The sequence below is a fragment of the Bacillus sp. FAU20 genome, from assembly GCF_056033865.1.
The window spans coordinates 142,216-163,064 of the sequence record NZ_JBVYHY010000003.1 but is presented as its reverse complement, the minus strand read 5'-3'; the positions used below and the strand labels follow the sequence as shown (position 1 = coordinate 163,064).

Genomic DNA, 20,849 nt, shown 5'->3' with positions numbered 1-20,849 from the left:
ACTAAAACTTATGTTATAATACGTTTCATGCGCATTAATAGGAGGTAAATTATGTTAAAAAAAGCAATCGCTGAATTTATTGGTACATTTGTACTTGTATTATTCGGAACTGGAGTAGCTGTCACTGGCGGCGGAATTGAAGGAATTGGAACATTAGGAATCGCTATGGCTTTCGGTCTATCTATTGTAGCTATGGCATATAGCATCGGAACAATTTCTGGATGTCACATTAACCCAGCAGTATCAGTAGCTATGTTCATCAACAAACGAATGAACGCTATGGAACTTTGTTATTATGTATTAGCTCAAATTTTAGGTGGTTTATTAGGAACTGCAACGTTAGTAACAATTTTAAAATCTGCTAAAACACCTTTAGATAATTTAGGACAAAATGGTTTCGGAACTCTTGGTTTATCTGGAGCATTTTTAGTTGAGTTCATTTTGACTTTCGTATTTATTTTAGTTATCGTTGCTGTAACAGGTAAAAAAGGAAGTTCTTCTTTAGCTGGACTAGTAATTGGTTTCACATTAGTTTTAATTCACTTATTAGGAATTCCGTTAACTGGAACATCTGTTAACCCAGCTCGTAGTATCGCACCAGCTTTATTTGTTGGTGGAGAAGCACTTTCTCAACTATGGGTATTCATCGTAGCACCAATTCTTGGTGGTATCTTCGCAGCTATCGTAGGTAAATTCATTTTAAATACTGAAAAATAGAATTTTCAATATTTCTGAATAAAAAAAGGCGAGCCCTCATTATGAGGAAGCTCGCTTTTTTTATTCTTTCATTTTAGACTTTAAATTTGTAACTAATTGATCTACCGTTACATTTGCAAGTACGTTTTCCATCGCTTCTTGCGCTTGCATTAAAATAATTTCTAATACTGATTGAATATTAGCTCCTACTGGACATTCAATGTTGGGATTTTCATGGAAGGAAAATAGCTGTCCTTCTTCTACAACTTCCACTGCTTTATATACATCAAGTAATGTAATTTCTTCTAAATCTCGAGCAAGTGTCGTACCACCTTTACCAGCTTGTACATCAACAAGTCCTGCTCTCTTCAACATTCCTGTAATGCGACGAATCACAACTGGATTTGTATTCACACTACCGGCAATCCATTCAGAGGTACAGCGAGAGTTTCGATCTATCGCAAGTAATGTCAGCATATGAACACCTACTGTAAAACGACTACTAATCCCCATCTGCACACCCTCCTTTTTATTCATTCTATTAAAAGACGACTCTTATTATTATATACTATTTTTAATTTATACATAAAGAAAAAGCATGATTTCAATAGGAAATCATGCTTTTCTCTCATTATTGACGCTTTATAAATTTCGCTAAATCTTTAAATTTCACTTTATCTGAGTAATTCATTACCCCGTTTACGTAAATGCGGCTTGTAACAGCATTTAATACCGCAATTGTCGCCAATAAGACTGCTAATGTTATCGTAATTTCTAGCATACCTGCTTCACCAGCTACAATACGTGAGAAGGTAACCATCGGTGTAAAAAATGGAACGTAAGAACTTACAACAACGATAGTACTATTCGGATCACTTAATGATTTAATACTAATAAAGAATGCAGCCATAATTAAAATCATTACCGGGAAAGATACAGCTTGTAAATCCTCCGTCTTAGACACAACAGCTCCAGCAGCAGCATACATCATCGCATAAAGTAAATATCCCGTAATGAAATAAACAAGAAACATGCTGATAACCTTTGCATCTAATTTCGTAAAGTCAATTGGAATACCAAATAGTGAGGCACTTTCTAAATCGACCCAACCTAACAAATATGGAATAAGATAACCACACGCCAATATGACAAGTTGCAATAACGCCGTTGAAACAACCGCTAAAATTTTCGCATACATCATCGTAAGAGGCTTCACTTTCGGAAGCATTACTTCCATTACACGTGACGCCTTTTCAGATGCAATATTCATTGCGATTGTATTTCCGAACGCTACAATAAACATATATAAAGCAAATGTAAAGAAATAGGCAATTCCGAAAGAAGATGTACGATCTTTTATCGCTTCTTGCTTTACTTGAATTTCTGTTTGTAATTGCTGTGCAATTTCTGGTGAAACATTATTTTTGGCAATCGTCACCATCGTATATTGTTGCTTTAAATATCCTGCCATAATTGCAGAAGTTGCTTGGCTTGGAAATCCATTATACATATATGTAATCGATGGAGCCCCACCCTTTTCCGTCACATGGAATAGACCATCTAAATCACCTTCTTCTACTTGCTTATGCAGTTTATCAAAATCATCCTTTGAACCAATTGTTATTTTTGCTGATGGCAATAGCTTATTTAGCTCATCCTTTTGAACTTTATATGTGGAACTCTCTACTACAACTGCAATTTTATCTTTATCCTTATTTTTATCATCGCCTGAAGTAAAATGATTAAATGCAAAAATCCCAAACACAACTAAAAATAAAATCGCACTCGTAATTAATGATTTTTTAGATAAAAATGCTTCCCTAAAATAAAATGAAAATACGTGAGAAAATTTACGCATCGTTATTTCGCCCTCTCTACAAAGATTTCGTTTAACGTCGGCTCTAACATTTTGAATTGTCGTAAGCTAACACCTTGCTCTTGCAACTGTTGCAAAATCTTGAGAGCTTCCGCATCGTCTTGTACTTTCACATAAAGAAGGCCTTGTTGTTTTTCATACGATACATGTATAGCTTCTAATCCCTTTTCATTCTCTACTGTATCTTCAATCGTTAAATTACGGAAACCGTATTCTTTCTTAATATCACTTAGCTGTCCTTTTACGACTGCTTCACCTTTTTTCAAAATACATACATGTTGGCAAAAAGCCTCTACTTGTTCCATACGATGACTTGATAAAATAATCGTCTTTCCGCTCTGTACTTGTTCTTCAATAATACTAGATAACATCCCAGCATTAACTGGATCAAGGCCGCTGAATGGTTCATCTAAAATGAGAAGTTCCGGATTATGAAGAAGAGCAGCAATTAATTGGATTTTTTGCTGATTCCCTTTTGAAAGCTCTCCAGCCGTTTTAAATTTATATTCTGGTATCGCTAAACGCTCTAACCAGTGATCAATAGCGTGATCCACTTCTTTCTTCGACATTCCTTCTAATCTACCAAAATATCGCAGCTGATCTATTACTCTACTTTTTGTATATAAACCTCTTTCTTCTGGTAAATACCCAATTGTTACACCACTATTTCCAAATGCTTTTCCATCCCATGTAATCGAACCTTCATTAGGCGTTAATAATCCGAGAAGCATTTTGATTGTTGTTGTTTTCCCTGCACCATTTCGTCCAAGTAACCCTAGTACTTCACCTTTTGGTAACGAAATTTGCAAACCGTTAACTGCTTTTGATTCCCCAAATTGTTTCGTTAAGTTTTGAATTTGTAAACTCAAGTATAAAGCCTCCCCTTTAGTATCATTCGTACTCTCTTTCAAAGACTATGTTTATTCAAGACAAAATATAGCACCACGCTTCATCCTCTTATATGTAAACATCGTCATTAATCCATCATTTGTTCTATTTAGTTAAAATTGCAAATAACAAATTTCTTTTTGTCAATTATAATTGTCATTACGACAATAAAACTTGTCAAAATAACTATTATTATTTTGCTCATCTTTCTAATATAGGACATACTACTATATATACAAAAGACAATATGCAAATGTTCATATAAAAATATTATATTTTAATATATAATATAAAATGATTTTCTAACATCAAGGAGGATACATATGAAGATGAAGAGGGGCATTACCACTTTATTATCTGTAGCGGTTCTATCTACATCACTTGTAGCATGTTCAGGAACACCAGAGAAAACAGTGGTAAAAGAAGAGAAAGTAAAATTAACAGAACAACAATTAATGGCTGATTTATGGTATCAAACAGCCGGTGAAGCGAAAGCACTTTACTACCAAGGGTACAACATTGGTCAATTAAAGCTTGATGCAATTCTTGCAAAAGGGACAGAGAAAAAACCTGCTATCGTGCTGGATTTAGACGAAACTGTTTTAGATAACAGTCCTCATCAAGCAATGAGCGTAAAAACAGGCAAAGGCTATCCTTACAAATGGGATGATTGGATTAGCAAAGCTGAGGCTGAAGCCCTTCCAGGCGCAATTGATTTCTTAAAATATACAGAGTCTAAAGGTGTAGATATTTACTACATCTCAAATCGTAAAACGAATCAACTAGATGCAACAATTAAAAATCTTGAGCGTGTAGGTGCTCCTCAAGCAACGAAAGAACATATATTACTACAAGATCCGAAAGAAAAAGGAAAAGAAAAACGCCGTGAACTCGTTTCTCAAACTCATGATATTGTCTTATTCTTCGGTGATAACTTATCTGATTTCACAGGTTTTGATGGAAAATCTGTAAAAGATCGTAACCAAACAGTAGCAGATTCAAAAGCACAATTTGGTGAGAAATTCATTATTTTCCCGAATCCAATGTATGGCGATTGGGAAGGCGCTTTATATGATTATGATTTCAAAAAATCAGATGCAGAAAAAGATAAAATCCGTCGCGACAACTTAAAATCATTTGAAGTAAAATAAAAGAGGATGGCATTCGCCATCCTCTTTTATTTTACTTTCTCTGTTAAAGGCAAGATAAATACTTCCACACGTCTATTCTTTGCCTTTCCTTCTTGTGTATCGTTTGGAGCAATTGAACGGTATTCTCCGTATCCAATCGCACTAAATTTTTCTGGTTGTAATTCTTTATTTTGCAGTAATACTTGCATAAAATTAACTGCCCGCTGCGTACTTAATTCCCAATTCGACGCAAACTGCGCATTGGCAATAGGGACATTATCTGTATGACCCGATACTGTAATTTCACGAGGTGACGCTGAAACAAGTAAGCTAGACATCTCTTTTGCAATCCCTAAAGATTCTAATTTCACATCTGCTTTCCCCGAATCAAACAGTATATTTTCTAATATTGTCACCATTAATCCCTTTTCAGTTAATTTAGTTTGAAAAGAAGAGGATAATTGTTTTTCATTAATATATTGATCAATCTTTTTTTGTAATGCTTTCAATTCATCCATCTCTTTTTTTTCTTTAGCTCTAGCTTCTTCTTGTTTTTTTGCTTGTTCTGCCTCAAGGCTACTTGCTGATAATTCTTTTTCATCATTTGGCTTTTGATCACTTAAAAATTCTTTGTTACCTGTTCCCCCAGCTAATTCACTTCGAAAAGCAACTGCCATCTGTTTAAACTTCGCAGCATCTATACTACTCATTGCGAATAAAACGATAAACAATGCAAATAACAACGTTAACATATCAGAATATGGGATTAACCACGTTTCATCGATATGCTCATCATGTTTTTTCTTTTTACCTCTTCTATTTTTCTTACTCCGCATTTTTTTCTGCTCCTTTTTCTAGCTTTTTACGCTCAGTTGCAGAAAGTGCACCTAAAATGCGGTTCTTCATAATAAACGGATATGTACCTTCTTGTAACATTAATAAACAATCAATGATTAAACGTTTTTTCTCAATTTCAGCTGAAGATTTTTGCTTTAACTTATTTGCAAATGGATGCCATAATACATAACCTGAAAAAATACCAAAAATCGTTGCAATAAACGCACCCGAAATAGCATGACCTAACTTTTCAATATCAGTTAAGTTACCAAGCGCAGCTACAAGACCGATAACAGCACCTAAAACTCCTAATGTCGGTGCATACGTACCAGCTTGTGAAAAAATAGCAGCTCCCTTTGCATGTCTTTCTTCAATTGCCTCTAATTCAGATTCCAAAATCTGCTCTAAATCTTCTGCGGATACGCCATCAATCACAAATTTCATACCGCGCAAAAGAAATTCATCTTGAATTTTGTCTAATTGTTGCTCTAAAGACAAAATACCGTATTTTCTACTTTCAGATGTCCAATGAACAAATAATTCTAGCAACTGTTCATAACTTAAATCCTTTTTATTTGAACCAAAAAGAACTTTAAATAGTTTTGGAACCCTTTTTAGTTGATTCATCGGAAATGCAATACATACTGCAGCAAATGTACCGATAAAAATAATTAATGCTGCGGCAGGATTTAATAAGGCTGTTATGTCAGCGCCCTTGACGACCATCCCTACTACCACTGCTACAAATCCTAAAATAAGTCCAATAATTGTTGCAAAATCCATTCCCATTCACTCCTAGTCTATACAAGAAGTTCTCTATTCTCGATAATCGCTACATCTTCTTATGTATATATATTACATAAAAAATGCATTTCATGAAAGATAAGAAATGAATTATATAAAAAAATACTACAAATTCACACATTTTCTGACATTTTCTTTGCATTTCTATTACGTTATGACTCTTATATTCCTTTTCCAACAAACTAGATTTATAATAAAAAAAACATTACACATTTTATGAAGAAGGGACTGTGATTACAAGGCATCATGAAAAAGATAATAATTATTTCTGCCACTACTATTGTAATCGGTATCACATCTTTCGCTTACTTTGGTTCTAAAACACCACTAAATAATGAAGCAAAAGCTGTCGAAAGTCAAAAGCATAATAACCATAAAAAAGAAGAGATTCCTGCTTTTCCAAAAGCTGATCATAATGCAAAGAAAATAGACAATGACTTTTCAGTTGTAACAAATCCAAAATCTAATCTTGTCTTAATTAATAAACATCGAAAACTACCAGATGGATACATTCCTGAAGACTTAACGAGACCAAATGTACCATTTATTAGTCCAAAAGATAAAGAAAAAACATTGCTGCGAAAAGATGCTGCAGAGGCACTTGAAAACATGTTTAAAGCTGCGAAAAAAGAAGGGCTTGATCTTACAGCTGTATCTGGTTATCGTTCATACAAACGCCAAAAATCGTTGCATGATACATACGTTAGACGTCAAGGAAAAGCCGAAGCTAATTCGGTAAGCGCAATTCCTGGTACAAGTGAACACCAAACGGGTTTAGCAATGGATATTAGTTCAAAATCAGCTAAATTTCAATTAGAGCCTATCTTCGGGGAGACAGCAGAAGGAAAATGGGTCGCAGAACACGCTCATGAATTCGGCTTTGTCATTCGTTACTTAGAAGATAAAACAGATACAACAGAATATGCATATGAACCATGGCACTTACGCTACGTTGGTAATCCATACGCTACATACCTATATAAACATCACTTAACATTAGAAGAAGCGATGGAAGACAAAAAATAAGAGAGCAAATTGCTCTCTTATTTTTCTTTCACTCTATTATTGTATTAATTTCTTCTTCCATTCTTCAGGCCATGGTTCGCCTCTTCCTGTTTTTTTCGACGCTTGAACCATCATTCCACGACCTACTAAACAAACCTCTCCTGCTGCATTCTTCACCATATAATGTAAATCTAAAGAAGAATTCCCGACCGATCCTGCCTTTACATACACCTTCAGCTGTTCATCAAAATATATTTGCTTAATAAAATTACATTGTAAATCCGCAACAACGATCATCGTTTCTGATGATGCATGTGTCCACTCTTGCATAAATCCAAGTTCTTTAAACAACGCAATACGAGCTTCTTCAAAATAAGTAAAAGCAACGACATTATTTACATGTCCAAACATATCTACTTCACCAAAACGAACCTTTACAGGGTTGTAAAACGAAAAACCACTTTCCCATTGCTCAAAGTCTTCAATATAAGAAATCCTCTTCATTGTTATCTCTCCTTTTCACCTTTAAATAAACAGAATAAACAGAAAAATATAGTTATAAATATTGCCTCTTCGATATGAAGAGGCAATATTTATTAATAGTTATTATCGCTACCAAAGAAATCTTTGAACGATTGAATTGTTGTATCACGGTTTAATGCCGCAATTGAAGTTGTTAAAGGAATACCCTTCGGACATGATTGCACACAGTTTTGAGAGTTACCACAGTTTGCTAGTCCTCCATCTCCCATAATTGCACGTAAGCGATCTGCTTTATGCATTTCACCCGTTGGATGTGAGTTGAATAAGCGAGCTTGTGATAACGGTGCTGGTCCAATAAAGTCAGACTTACTGTTTACGTTTGGACATGATTCTAAGCAAACACCACATGTCATACATTTTGAAAGCTCATAAGCCCATTGACGCTTTTTCTCAGGCATTCTTGGTCCTGGCCCTAGGTCATACGTACCATCAATTGGAATCCACGCTTTAACGCGTTTTAGAGCATTAAACATGCGACTACGATCAACTTGCAAGTCACGTACAACCGGGAATGTCTTCATCGGTTTTAAGCGAATTGGTTGCTCTAATTGATCGATAAGTGCCGTACATGATTGACGTGGTTTTCCGTTAATCACCATCGAACATGCACCACATACTTCCTCTAAGCAGTTCATATCCCATGCAATCGGAGTTGTTTGGTTCCCTTTTGAATCAACAGGATTACGACGGATTTCCATAAGTGCTGAGATAATATTCATATTCGGACGATATGGAATTTCAAACTCTTGGTCAAACGCTTGCGCATCTGGCCCGTCTTGTCTCGTAATGATGAGGCGGATTGTTTTCTCAGACATGTTGTTTATCCCCCTTCTCTTCACCCTTAGCAGCTACATCGTGTTTTGAAGAATAATCACGTTTACGCGGTTTAATTAATGAAATATCAACGTCTTCGTAATGGAATGCTGGTGCATTTCCTTCTCCCTCAAATTTTGCCATCGTAGTTTTTAAGAAGTTTGCATCATCACGATTTGGGAATTCAGGTTTGTAATGCGCCCCACGGCTCTCATTACGGTTATATGCGCCAATTGTAATAACACGTGCTAACTCAAACATATTTGCAAGTTGGCGTGTAAATGAAGCACCTTGGTTACTCCATCTTGCTGTATCGTTAATGTTAATACGTTTGTAACGAGCCATTAATTCTTCAATTTTCGCATCTGTTTCTAATAATTTTTTATTTTCACGAACTACTGTAACGTTATCTGTCATCCATTCTCCAAGCTCTTTATGAAGAACATACGCATTTTCGTTACCATCCATCGTTAAAATATTGTTAAATTTCTCTGTTTCGATTAATTCATTTTGTTCATATACAGTAGATGAAACAGCATCCGATGATTTAGAAAGACCTTTCATATATTCAATTGCGTTTGGTCCCGCTACCATACCACCATAAATTGCTGATAATAGTGAGTTCGCACCAAGACGGTTACCTCCGTGCATAGAATAATCACATTCACCTGCTGCAAATAAACCTGGAATATTTGTCATCTGTTTATAATCAACCCATAGTCCGCCCATTGAATAGTGAACAGCTGGGAAGATTTTCATTGGTAGTTTACGAGGATCATCCCCTGTAAATTTCTCATAGATTTCAATAATTCCACCTAGTTTAATATCTAGTTCTTTTGGATCTTTATGAGAAAGATCTAAATACACCATGTTTTCACCGTTAATACCTAGTTTTTGCTCTACGCAAACATCAAAGATTTCACGTGTTGCGATGTCACGAGGTACAAGGTTTCCGTAAGCCGGATATTTTTCTTCTAAGAAGTACCATGGTTTACCATCTTTATATGTCCAAACACGTCCACCTTCACCACGTGCAGATTCACTCATAAGACGTAATTTATCGTCTCCAGGAATTGCCGTTGGGTGAATTTGAATGAACTCACCGTTTGCATAGTATGCGCCTTGTTGATATACAGCAGAAGCTGCTGTACCTGTATTGATAATGGAGTTTGTTGATTTTCCGAAAATGATACCAGGGCCCCCTGTTGCCATAATCACGGCATCTGCTCCGAAACTTCTAATCTCCATAGTTTGTAAGTCTTGTGCAACGATTCCTCGGCACACACCTTCATCATCAACAACAGCTCGTAAGAAATCCCAACCTTCATATTTCGTTACAAGTCCTGCTACTTCGTGACGACGTACTTGCTCATCTAATGCGTAAAGTAATTGCTGTCCAGTTGTTGCACCAGCAAATGCTGTACGGTGATGTTGCGTTCCACCAAATCGACGGAAATCAAGAAGTCCTTCTTCCGTACGGTTAAACATAACACCCATACGGTCCATTAAATGAATGATACCAGGTGCTGCTTCACACATTGCTTTAACTGGTGGTTGGTTCGCTAAGAAGTCCCCACCATAAATTGTATCGTCAAAGTGGATCCATGGAGAATCCCCTTCACCTTTCGTATTTACGGCACCGTTAATTCCGCCCTGAGCACATACAGAATGTGAACGTTTTACTGGTACTAAAGAAAACAGTTCAACATTTACTCCTGCTTCTGCCGCTTTAATCGTTGCCATTAAGCCAGCCAAGCCACCGCCGACTACTATAAGTTTCCCTTTCATGCTCTCCCACTCCTTACTGGTTTGCTAGCTGTGGATCGATGAACGCTAATAATGCACTCACACCTACATAAGATAAACCTAAGAAAATAGCTAATGTTACATAAGTAGAGATTCTTTGTGAACGTGGAGATACTGTAATTCCCCAGCTGATGCAGAATGTCCATAGTCCATTTGCAAAGTGGAAAATTGTTGAAACAACACCAACTAAGTAGAATGCAAACATAGCTGGATTGTTTAAAATATCTGCCATCATATCATAGTTTACCTCTTTACCTAACATTGCTTGAATACGAGTTTCCCAGACGTGCCAAGAAATGAAGATCAGCGTAACGATACCTGAAATTCTTTGGAAGACGAACATCCAGTTACGGAAATAACCGTAAGAAACCGCATTGTTCTTAGCTGTAAATGCAATATATAAGCCATATATAGCATGGTACAGTATCGGTAAAAAGATGATGAAAATTTCTAGCGCATACCGGAATGGAAGGAGCTCCATAAAGCCTGCAGCTTTGTTAAAAGCCTCTGCTCCTCGTGTTGCAAAGTTGTTTACAATTAAATGTTGCGTCAAAAAGACACCAACCGGGATGACCCCCATTAATGAGTGCCACTTACGAAACGTATACTCGCGGCCTTTCATGTCCCCATTACCCCCCTTGAATGTTTGACTGCTGTTTTCAGATTAGTTTACAACAATAATGTTTTTTCACTATTGGCATAAGAAAAACTGAAAAAATTATTCGAAATATTTCAGCATAATTTGATACCAAGTTCATTTTACTCCTATTTTTGTCGAAGCGTCAAGAAAACGTATACATAATTTGCATATAATTTGCCAATTCTTTTTTTCTTCTTATATATTCAGATTTTCCTAAAGAAAAATCTGTTTTTATAAATGTGAAATGTTATATAATAATCCCTATAGAAAGAGGGGAATATTGTGAGCAAAAATACAATCGATACAACATCTTTAGAAGATGTTTCATTGAACGCCTTCGCTTATGAATTGCTACGTGAAGAATTACTACCTGATTTAATCGGCAACGATTTAGATGGTATTTTATACTGGTCTGGTAGAAACCTTGCAAGAAAATATCCGCTAGAAACAATTGAAGAAGTCATTCAGTTCTTTGAAAAGGCTGGCTGGGGCACTTTAAGCATTGTTGAACATAAGCGTCGTGAAATGCAGTTCCAACTTAAAGGTACACTCATTGCAGAACGTCAAAAACAAAAACGACATTCTTCTTATCAACTAGAAGCCGGATTCATCGCTGAACAAATCCAAAAGCAACGGAACGTCGTTGCAGAGTCATACGAAGAAAAGAAAAAACGTTCTGACTCTATTACATTTCTTGTAAAATGGGATATAAAAGATCTCATTGAAGTGTAAGCATTACCTACAGTCAACTAGACATATCAGTTTAGTTGACTTTTTTGTATTTTCATTCAGATGCGTTTATTTTAAATCTTCAGAAATTATATCAAAAAACAGAAGACGTTGTAAACTACAACGTCTTCTTATCTGTTAAATACGTATAAATCGTCTCCGCGACATTTTTTGGCATACCCGCTTCGACAAATTCCTCTATAGAAGCTTCTTTCATCTTCTTTAATGAACCAAAATGTTTTAACAATACCTTTTTCCGTTTATCACCGATTCCTGGAATATCATCCAACGCTGATTGAATGACAGATTTCCCATGTAATTGACGATGGAATGTAATCGCAAATCGATGCACCTCATCTTGAATACGCTGCAATAAATAAAATTCTTGGCTATTTCTCTCAAGCATCACAGGTTCCGGTGGATCCCCAATAATTAAATGGGAGGTTTTATGTTTATCATCTTTTACAAGACCTGCCATCGGAATATATAATCCGAGCTCATTCTCTAAAATATCACTTGCAGCCGCTAGATGGCCTTTTCCTCCATCAATAATAATCAAATCAGGTAAAGGTGAATTTTCTTTAAGCGCCCTTGTATAACGGCGCCTCACAACTTCCCTCATAGACTCATAATCGTCTGGTCCTTGAACCGTTTTAATTTTATATTTTCGATACTCTTTCTTCGCCGGTTTCCCATCGATAAAAGCAATCATTGCAGAAACGGGATTTGTTCCTTGAATATTTGAGTTATCAAACGCTTCAATACGATACGGTGTTTCAATCCCAAGCTGCTTCCCTAAATGATCTACCGCTTTAATCGTTCGTTCTTCATCACGTTCAATTAAGTAGAACTTCTCTTCAAGAGCAATCTTCGCATTTTTATTTGCTAATTCTACAAGGTCTTTTTTCTTACCACGTTTCGGCTGTGTTGCTTCTACTTCTAAAAACCGCTCTACTAATTCCGAGTCTATACTTCCTGGAACGACAATTTCCTTCGGCTTAAAATGACTACTGTTTTCATAAAATTGGCCGATAAAAGTTAAAAAACCCTCTTCTGGTTCATCGTAAATTGGAAACATAGAAACATCGCGTTCAATTAGCTTTCCTTTTCGAACAAAGAAAACTTGAACACACATCCATCCTTTATCCACTGCATATCCAAACACATCACGATCCACTAAGTCACTCATAATCATCTTTTGTTTTTCCATAATCGCATCAATATGAGCAATTTGATCACGCAACTCTTTTGCACGTTCAAACTCTAGTTTCTCTGAGGCCTCATACATTTTTGTTTCTAATTCTGAACGAACTTCTTTATGTCCACCATTTAAAAACTTAATAATTTCATCTACAATTTCTTTATTTTGTTCTTCCGTCACTTCTTTCACACAAGGTGCTAAACATTGACCCATATGATAATACAAACAAACTTTATCTGGCATATTCGTGCATTTCCGAAGTGGATACATACGATCTAGCAGTTTTTTCGTTTCATGAGCAGATTGTGCATTTGGATAAGGACCAAAATATTTCCCTTTATCCTTTTTTACGTTTCGAGTAATGAGTAAGCGCGGTTGCTTCTCCGCCGTAATTTTAATAAAGGGATATGTTTTATCATCTTTTAATTGAATATTATATTTCGGATCATATTTTTTAATTAGATTTAACTCTAAAATAAGCGCTTCTAAATTCGAAGAGGTTACAATATATTCAAAATCAACAATTTCTCCTACAAGCCGCAGTGTTTTCCCATCATGTGAACCAGTAAAGTACGAGCGCACACGATTTTTAAGCACTTTTGCCTTTCCGACATATATAACCGTTCCTTGCTTATCTTTCATCAAATAACAACCAGGTTGATCTGGTAAAATGGCCAACTTCTCTTTCAAATGTTCGTGCACTCGTCTCCCTCCATTTCTACATACTTAGCATTTTTATTTCCCCTTGAAAACATACTATGCCCAAACACCCAACATACGTTCTTTTATTGTAACGGAAAGACTGTAAAAAAGAAAATAAAAAAAGCTACCAAATGGTAGCCCCTTTATTTTAGAAGTGTTTAGAAACTAATTCTACTAACGCTTCTTTCGGTTTGTAACCTAACGCTTGATCAACTACTTTACCGTCTTTTAATACGAAAAGAGCTGGAATACTCATTACTTCGAATTGACGAGCAGTTTCTTGGTTTTCATCAACGTCTACTTTTACTACTTTTACTTTTTCGCCTAGTTCTGCATCGATTTCCTCTAATACAGGAGCGATCATTTTACAAGGTCCACACCAAGGTGCCCAGAAATCTAATAATACAACACCTTCGCTAGTTTCAGCTGCGAAGCTTTGGTCATTTGCGTTTACAATTGCCATTTTATTTCCTCCTTCAAGTATATTCTACCAAGAGTATATCATTAACTTATATACGTGGCGAATAATATGTATCGTTATGTATTGTAACAAAAAAATGTTCCTTTATACTATATAAAAATACGGATTAAAAACTAAAAAGATGAGAGACAGGGGATCTCTCACCTTTTTCTATATATAGGGGTACTTCACTTGGAACTCAAGGGTACTTAAATCATGAATGTACTTTTAACTTTTTAAACTCTTCTGTTAAAAGAGGTACAACTTCGAATAAGTCACCGACAATACCGTAGTCAGCTACTTTAAAGATACTTGCTTCTGGATCTTTATTAATCGCAACGATGATTTTTGAGTTAGACATACCTGCTAAATGCTGAATCGCACCAGAAATACCACATGCAATGTATAAGTCTGGCGTAACAACTTTACCAGTTTGACCGATTTGTAATGAATAATCACAGTATTCAGCGTCACAAGCACCACGAGATGCCCCAACAGCGCCGCCTAGTACGTCAGCTAACTCTTTTAATGGTTTAAAGCCTTCTTCACTCTTTACACCGCGTCCGCCAGCGATAATAACTTTCGCTTCAGAAAGATCAACACCTTCTGCCGTTTTACGGACAACATCTTGAATGATTGTACGTAAATCTTTCACATCAACTGTAATAGAAGATACGTCACCGCTGCGAGACTCATCTTTTTCCAGAGTTGCAATGTTATTTGGACGCACTGTCGCAAATAAGATGCCGTCTGTTACAATCTTCTTCTCGAATGCTTTACCAGAGTAAATTGGACGAGTGAAGATAACATTTCCACCTTCAACCTCTAAAGCAGTTACGTCAGAAACTAAACCAGCTTCAAGCTTCGCTGCTAATTTTGGTGATAAATCTTTACCAAGTGCTGTATGTCCAAAGACAATACCTTCTGGATTTTCTTCAGCATGTACAGCTAAAAACGCTTGTGCATAACCATCAGATGTATATGATTTTAATTTATCATTTTCAACTGTCACAACGCGATCTGCACCGTAATGAATCAATTCTTTTGCAAAAGAGGCAACGCTGTCTCCAATTAGAAGACCTACTACTTCACCGCCTTCTGCAATTGTTTTTGCTGCTGCTACCGCTTCAAACGAAACGTTACGTAGCGATCCATCACGAACTTCACCCATTACTAATACTTTACGAGCCATAGATTTTCCCTCCTGCATATATAATTTCGTATTTTATTAGATTACTTTCGCTTCTGTATGGAGCAACGATACAAGTTCTTTTACTTGATCTTGCAGCTCGCCTTGTAACACTTTTCCTGCATCTTTCTTAGGAGGCAAATAGATTTCAATTGTTTTTGTCTTTGCTTCCACATCATCATCTTCTAAATCTAAATCATCTAATTCTAATTCTTCTAGTGGCTTTTTCTTCGCTTTCATAATACCTGGAAGCGATGGATAACGCGGTTCATTTAAACCTTGTTGTGCTGTTACTAAAACTGGTAATGAAGTTGCAATCACTTCTGTATCCCCTTCAACATCACGCTCAATCTTCACATTTGTACCGTCAATTTCAAGTTTTGTAATTGTCGTTACATACGGAATATTTAACGCTTCAGCTACGCGTGGTCCTACTTGTCCAGATGCACCATCAATTGCAACGTTTCCGCCTAAAATTAAATCTGCATCTTTATCTTTTAAATATTCAGCAAGCACTTTTGCTGTCGTGAACTGGTCACCATTTTCTACATCATCTTCAATATTAATTAATACCGCTTTATCACAGCCCATTGCTAATGCAGTACGAAGTTCTTTCTCACTATCTTCGCCACCGACTGTTACAACTGTAACTTCTCCACCTTGTGCGTCTCTTACTTGAATTGCTTCTTCAATTGCATATTCATCGTAAGGGTTGATGATGAATTCCGCTTCGCCATCGTAAATTGCACCGTTTTTAATTACGATTTTTTCTTCTGTATCAAATGTTCGTTTCATGAGTACGTAGATGTTCATTCCATTTACCCCCTTGTTTTTCAGAAAGATTCTATCAATTTTAATTTTCTGTTAATTTATATCAAAAAAATAATTGAACTACCTGCCACTAAATGAAGGTTTACGCTTTTCTAAAAATGCAGCTACACCTTCTCTTCCATCTTCACTCGTAAATACTTCACCAAAAATCTGTGATTCACGTTGTACACCTTCATAGTAATGAGACGATTTTGTCGTTTGCAATAATTCTAGTACAGCACGAGTTGTTGCTGGACTTTTTCCAGCAATTTGTTTTGCGACTTTAAGCGTATCATCTAAAAGTGATTCTTCAGAGAACAATCCGTTAACAAGTCCCCACTTTAACGCTTCTGCACCAGTAATTGGTGTACTTGTTAACATCATTTCACAAGCTTTCGCTTTCCCAACATAACGTGGTAAGCGCTGTGTACCTGCAAAGCCAGGAATTAATCCAAGTGTTAATTCGGGTAAACCAAGTTTTGCACTTTCAGTTGCAAAGCGCATGTGGCAAGACATAGCAAACTCAAGGCCGCCGCCCAGTGCCGCTCCATGAATTGCCGCAATAACTGGTTTTGAACATTTTTCAACACGCTCAAACGTAACTTGTCCAAGCTGTGCTAATTCTGTTGCTTGCTTCGCTTCAGTAACAGATGTAAATTCTTTAATATCTGCTCCCGCTGAGAAGAAACGTCCTTCACCGTGAATAACAACAACACGAATGTTATCATCCTTTTCCACTTGATCAATTAATTCAGTAACGTCATGCATAACTTGTGAAGACATCGCATTTGCTGGTGCGTGATTTAACGTCGCCACCGCGATATGATCTTCAACTCTTACAGATAGGAATTTCAACATGATCCCTCCCATTATTGACGATAGCCACAAGCTGCAATAAGTAGCCCGTGTACCGTTTTTGAAAGTGCGACCAGATCATACTTATGATCGCTCATTACCCAATTGGTCACAACTTCATCTACTGTTCCAAAGATCATTTGTCTTGCCACGCGAACATTTAAATCTGCTTGAAATTCACCTTGTTTTATACCAGTCTCTAAAATCTCATCCATAACTTGTAAGTAGCCTTTTAATACTTCATTTATTTTAAGGCGCAAGTCTTGATTGGACTGCCTCAGCTCTAATTGCGTAACGATAGCAAGAGGATCATTTTGCGACAACAGCAAGAAGTGCGTTTCTACCAACATGAATAACTTCGATACAGCGCTTTCAATTCCTGCTGTTTTTTGACGAATTGTTTCGACAAATTCTCCCATCTTCTCTTGGAATAAGGATATTAATATATCTTCTTTATTTTTAAAATATAAATAAATCGTGCCATCAGCTACCCCAGCTTGCTTTGCGATTTTAGAAACTTGCGCTTGGTGGTACCCATTTTCCGCAATCACAATGACTGCCGCATCAATAATTTGATTGTATTTCGGTCTATTTTTCTTCACTTTACTGTCCCCTTCAAGAAGATGACTGAATGAATAGTCATTCATATTCTTATAATACTGACTATTTAGAAAAGTGTCAATCCTATTTTTTCAAAAAGAAAGGGCCTTAGCCCGTTTGCTCATCCTCATTCTTTCTCTTCTCTTCATCTATTAGAACACGTCGTAAAATTTTCCCTACTGTCGTTTTCGGCAATTCATCTCTAAACTCATATACTTTCGGCACTTTATAAGCCGCTAAATATTTACGTGCAAACTGATTTAATTCTTCCTCAGAGCACTCCGTACCTTCTTTTAACACAACAAATGCTTTAACTGTCTCTCCTCGGTACGGATCTGGAACTCCAATTGTCACTACTTCTTGCACTTTTTCATGCTCATATAATACTTCTTCAACTTCACGAGGATACACATTAAATCCACTCGCGACAATCATATCTTTCTTGCGATCTTTTACATAGAAGAATCCATCCTCATCCATGTAGCCAACATCACCTGTATGGAGCCAGCCATCTTGCAATACAGCCGCTGTTTCCTCTGGCTTATTCCAGTACCCTTTCATAATTTGAGGACCTTTCACTACAATTTCCCCTATTTCTCCTGGCGGTAATTCCTCACCAGTTTCAAGTGACATAATGATTGCTTCTGTATCTGGCCACGGAACTCCAATGCTACCTGGCACTCGCTTTTCCCATAAAAAATTACTATGTGTAACCGGAGCGGATTCTGTTAAACCATATCCCTCTACTAGTTTACCACCTGTAACTGTTTCGAACTTTTCCTGTACTTCTACTGGCAGTGGTGCTGATCCACTAATACAAGCACGAATAGAAGAAATATCGTATTCTTTTAAAAGTGGGCTATTTAAAAGAGCGATATAAATAGTTGGTGCCCCTGGAAATAGTGTCACTTTATGCTTCTTAATCGCTTCAAAGACCATTTTCATATCAAACTTTGGAATAAGGACCATTTTGTATCCTTGCATAACACTCAAATTCATAACAGCCGTCATGCCGTACACGTGGAAAAATGGAAGAACCCCAAGAACGACTTCTTCTCCTTCTTTGCAATTATATAACCATTGAACTCCCATTAACGTGTTAGAGACGAGGTTTTTATGCGTTAACATAACGCCTTTCGGAAATCCAGTTGTTCCTCCTGTGTACTGTAAAAGAGCTAAATCATTTTCAGGATCACAAGGCACCTCAACATCCGTATCCACTTCTTTTTCTACTGAATTCCAAAGATGAATCGTTTCACTCTCTGATACTTTCACAACTAAATTCGACTGTTTTTTCTGCACAAATGGATACAATAGATTTTTAGGGAATGGTAAAAAGTCCGCAATACGAGTTACGATAATATGCTCAATTTTTGTAGCAGATTGAACATTCGTTACTCTTGGAAACACTAAATCGAGACAAAGAATTACTTTTGCTCCCGAGTCATGAAGCTGATATTCTAATTCTCTTTCTGTATACAGTGGATTTGTTTGTACTACGATACCTCCCGCAAGTAATGTACCGTAATAACCAATTACAGCTTGCGGACAATTCGGCAACATAATAGCAACTCGATCACCCTTTTCCACACCGAGCTTTTGAAGATAATTTGCAAACCTCTTTACCTTATCATGGAAGTCCGAAAACGTAATATCCTTCCCTAAAAAGTGAAGCGCTTTCTTTTCTGGGTAGCGAGAAGCCATCTGTTCTACATATCTATGAAGCGGCTGAATATCATAAGAAATCGTACTAGGAATTTCCTCTGGATAACTTTTCAACCATGGTTTTTCCACCTTCATTCCCCCTTCAAATACATAAAAAATAAAGTGAAACTTTAATCAGTGGAGGTTTTGTTCAGCCCCACTGATTATTAGCCCACACCAATCGGGCTTTTACGGACAGTTAATCACCCAGCTAACTTCTTTACTTTCGCTGAATTTTAAGGCGGGATCTTACTGCCCACAAATAGCGGGATAAATGAATGTTCATTCATGATGGTTATTTTCATTATATTATAGTCACCATAGCGTTACAATCATAATATTCTGACTTTTTTATAACTATGCTTTACTTCATTAACTTCTTATTATATGTAGAAACTCTCCTAATCTTAAAAGAGTAAGAGAGTTATGGTTTAGCTCAATCTTATTATCGTTAACACTGCTCCTGGAGTAGTTGTTGATAATGTTGCAACAGCTAACAAACCAAATAATTGCAAACTAATTGCACTCCCCGCCGCAAGAGTCGTAATAATTGTCGCACTAAATGATGTCGTTGCTAATGCAGGAGAATTAATAGTCCCAGCAAGCGGTGCCCCATTAATTGTAATTCGTGAACTAACTAATAATGAAGCCGTTATATTAATTGAATATGAAATATAATAATTCCCTGCATTTGCAGCCGTAAATACTGTGTTCCCCGCAGACACTGTGATACCCGGACCGATATTCTGATTGTTTGGAAGCGGGACATTTGTTCCACCTAGTAGTACCGATATTGCTGTACCCGACGTATTATTTGCAAATGCGTACGTTGCCGTTATACTTGTGCCTGTTGCTCCCGTTGCTCCTGTTGAGCCTGTTACTCCCGTTACTCCGGTTGAACCTGTCGCTCCCGTTGGACCCGTTGCTCCTGTTATTCCTGTTGCTCCTGTCGCTCCCGTTGGGCCTGTTACTCCTGTTATTCCTGTTGCTCCTGTTATTCCTGTCGCTCCCGTTGGGCCTGTTGTTCCTGTTATTCCTGTCGCTCCCGTCGGGCCTGTTGCTCCTGTTGCCCCCGTCGGACCTGTATCGCCTGTTGCTCCCGTTGGACCTGTGTCGCCTGTTGCTCCTGTTGCCCCCGTCGGACCTGTTGGACCAACTTTAGGGACTGTCCCATCGCAACTAAAACAGCATGAATCAACATGTACACCATTTTGATTATTACACCCACAATATCCATTTATGTTATTGCTCCATGAAGACATGTTGATCACTTCCTTTACATTCGATCTTTTTAGCGCAATCACCGAATTAAAAAACACCTATCTAAATGACAAAGAAATACTTTGCCTAGTCGGGGATAAAACACAGATTTCTTCCATACATTCTAGTAATTATTACATGCGATTCACTCTCCTTTTGCTTGTACTTTCGCCTCATCTCCACAGATTATTAACCATACACATTACACTTTCGTACACAGCCAAGTTCCCATTTAAACTTTCCACATTCGCCAATATTTTTAGTAAAGAGGCTTATTCTTCATAAATAGCGACTGTAACAT

At 37.0% G+C, this 20,849-nt stretch carries 21 protein-coding genes; 4 read left to right on the top strand and 17 right to left on the bottom strand.

The window, feature by feature from the left end; translation table 11 throughout:
* Window positions 1-51 precede the first annotated feature (51 nt).
* Window positions 52-717: an aquaporin gene (locus tag AC0OM3_RS01090; protein ID WP_000913213.1), complete on the top strand. Its 666-nt coding sequence runs from the start codon at window positions 52-54 to the stop codon at window positions 715-717.
* Window positions 718-777: 60 nt separating this feature from the next.
* On the opposite strand, the gene AC0OM3_RS01085 is transcribed toward AC0OM3_RS01090, so the two are convergent.
* From AC0OM3_RS01085 to AC0OM3_RS01075, 3 genes are all read right to left on the bottom strand, one after another.
* Window positions 778-1,209, bottom strand: a complete 432-nt coding sequence (locus AC0OM3_RS01085; protein WP_000512998.1) for an Rrf2 family transcriptional regulator — start codon at window positions 1,207-1,209, stop codon at window positions 778-780.
* 118 nt (window positions 1,210-1,327) lie between these two features.
* The gene (locus tag AC0OM3_RS01080; RefSeq protein WP_001224980.1) at window positions 1,328-2,554 is read right to left on the bottom strand and encodes an ABC transporter permease; all 1,227 of its coding nucleotides are present in this window, start codon (window positions 2,552-2,554) and stop codon (window positions 1,328-1,330) included.
* Between the two features lie 2 nt (window positions 2,555-2,556).
* The gene (locus AC0OM3_RS01075) at window positions 2,557-3,441 is read right to left on the bottom strand and encodes an ABC transporter ATP-binding protein (protein ID WP_000058121.1); all 885 of its coding nucleotides are present in this window, start codon (window positions 3,439-3,441) and stop codon (window positions 2,557-2,559) included.
* 342 nt (window positions 3,442-3,783) lie between these two features.
* Between AC0OM3_RS01075 and AC0OM3_RS01070 the strand changes: the two genes are divergently transcribed.
* Complete coding sequence (locus AC0OM3_RS01070) at window positions 3,784-4,611, top strand: 5'-nucleotidase, lipoprotein e(P4) family (protein ID WP_474210997.1); 828 nt, start codon at window positions 3,784-3,786, stop codon at window positions 4,609-4,611.
* Between the two features lie 26 nt (window positions 4,612-4,637).
* Here AC0OM3_RS01070 and motB read toward each other — a convergent pair whose 3' ends face one another.
* Window positions 4,638-5,426: a flagellar motor protein MotB gene (gene motB, locus AC0OM3_RS01065; RefSeq protein WP_001256734.1), complete on the bottom strand. Its 789-nt coding sequence runs from the start codon at window positions 5,424-5,426 to the stop codon at window positions 4,638-4,640.
* Window positions 5,416-6,210, bottom strand: coding sequence for a flagellar motor stator protein MotA (gene motA / locus AC0OM3_RS01060; RefSeq protein ID WP_000344853.1), 795 nt, complete (start codon window positions 6,208-6,210; stop codon window positions 5,416-5,418). The genes motB and motA overlap by 11 nt, the downstream gene beginning before the upstream one ends.
* Before the next feature lie 267 nt (window positions 6,211-6,477).
* Between motA and AC0OM3_RS01055 the strand changes: the two genes are divergently transcribed.
* Complete coding sequence (locus AC0OM3_RS01055) at window positions 6,478-7,257, top strand: M15 family metallopeptidase (RefSeq protein WP_000720203.1); 780 nt, start codon at window positions 6,478-6,480, stop codon at window positions 7,255-7,257.
* Window positions 7,258-7,293: 36 nt separating this feature from the next.
* Here the strand turns inward: AC0OM3_RS01055 and AC0OM3_RS01050 are convergent, their stop codons facing one another.
* The 4 genes from AC0OM3_RS01050 to sdhC all read right to left on the bottom strand — a co-directional run bounded on the left by AC0OM3_RS01050 (window position 7,294) and on the right by sdhC (window position 11,020).
* Window positions 7,294-7,740, bottom strand: coding sequence for an acyl-CoA thioesterase (locus tag AC0OM3_RS01050; protein ID WP_000822733.1), 447 nt, complete (start codon window positions 7,738-7,740; stop codon window positions 7,294-7,296).
* 92 nt (window positions 7,741-7,832) lie between these two features.
* On the bottom strand, window positions 7,833-8,594 hold the full coding sequence (gene sdhB, locus AC0OM3_RS01045; RefSeq protein WP_001291827.1) for a succinate dehydrogenase iron-sulfur subunit: 762 nt from the start codon (window positions 8,592-8,594) through the stop codon (window positions 7,833-7,835).
* Entirely contained in the window at window positions 8,587-10,380 is a 1,794-nt protein-coding gene (gene sdhA, locus AC0OM3_RS01040; RefSeq protein ID WP_000676750.1) for a succinate dehydrogenase flavoprotein subunit, read from the bottom strand. The genes sdhB and sdhA overlap by 8 nt, the downstream gene beginning before the upstream one ends.
* A 13-nt stretch (window positions 10,381-10,393) precedes the next feature.
* The gene (gene sdhC / locus AC0OM3_RS01035) at window positions 10,394-11,020 is read right to left on the bottom strand and encodes a succinate dehydrogenase cytochrome B558 (protein WP_000678354.1); all 627 of its coding nucleotides are present in this window, start codon (window positions 11,018-11,020) and stop codon (window positions 10,394-10,396) included.
* Window positions 11,021-11,320: 300 nt separating this feature from the next.
* On the opposite strand from sdhC, the gene AC0OM3_RS01030 reads away from it, so the two are divergent.
* Window positions 11,321-11,770, top strand: coding sequence for a YslB family protein (locus tag AC0OM3_RS01030; protein WP_000042226.1), 450 nt, complete (start codon window positions 11,321-11,323; stop codon window positions 11,768-11,770).
* A 115-nt stretch (window positions 11,771-11,885) separates the two neighbouring features.
* Here AC0OM3_RS01030 and uvrC read toward each other — a convergent pair whose 3' ends face one another.
* The 8 genes from uvrC to AC0OM3_RS00990 all read right to left on the bottom strand — a co-directional run bounded on the left by uvrC (window position 11,886) and on the right by AC0OM3_RS00990 (window position 20,550).
* Complete coding sequence (uvrC, locus tag AC0OM3_RS01025; RefSeq protein ID WP_000544299.1) at window positions 11,886-13,670, bottom strand: excinuclease ABC subunit C; 1,785 nt, start codon at window positions 13,668-13,670, stop codon at window positions 11,886-11,888.
* Window positions 13,671-13,818: 148 nt separating this feature from the next.
* On the bottom strand, window positions 13,819-14,133 hold the full coding sequence (gene trxA, locus AC0OM3_RS01020) for a thioredoxin (RefSeq protein ID WP_001018943.1): 315 nt from the start codon (window positions 14,131-14,133) through the stop codon (window positions 13,819-13,821).
* A 211-nt stretch (window positions 14,134-14,344) separates the two neighbouring features.
* Window positions 14,345-15,322: an electron transfer flavoprotein subunit alpha gene (gene etfA / locus AC0OM3_RS01015; RefSeq protein ID WP_000101942.1), complete on the bottom strand. Its 978-nt coding sequence runs from the start codon at window positions 15,320-15,322 to the stop codon at window positions 14,345-14,347.
* 36 nt (window positions 15,323-15,358) lie between these two features.
* Entirely contained in the window at window positions 15,359-16,132 is a 774-nt protein-coding gene (gene etfB / locus AC0OM3_RS01010) for an electron transfer flavoprotein subunit beta (protein WP_001029027.1), read from the bottom strand.
* Window positions 16,133-16,210: 78 nt separating this feature from the next.
* Complete coding sequence (locus AC0OM3_RS01005; RefSeq protein WP_000911292.1) at window positions 16,211-16,987, bottom strand: enoyl-CoA hydratase; 777 nt, start codon at window positions 16,985-16,987, stop codon at window positions 16,211-16,213.
* An 11-nt stretch (window positions 16,988-16,998) separates the two neighbouring features.
* Entirely contained in the window at window positions 16,999-17,586 is a 588-nt protein-coding gene (locus AC0OM3_RS01000; protein ID WP_000742223.1) for a TetR/AcrR family transcriptional regulator, read from the bottom strand.
* A gap of 106 nt (window positions 17,587-17,692) precedes the next feature.
* Window positions 17,693-19,378, bottom strand: coding sequence for a long-chain-fatty-acid--CoA ligase (locus tag AC0OM3_RS00995; protein ID WP_474210996.1), 1,686 nt, complete (start codon window positions 19,376-19,378; stop codon window positions 17,693-17,695).
* 341 nt (window positions 19,379-19,719) lie between these two features.
* Entirely contained in the window at window positions 19,720-20,550 is an 831-nt protein-coding gene (locus AC0OM3_RS00990) for a BclA C-terminal domain-containing protein (RefSeq protein WP_242280620.1), read from the bottom strand.
* Window positions 20,551-20,849: the final 299 nt, after the last annotated feature.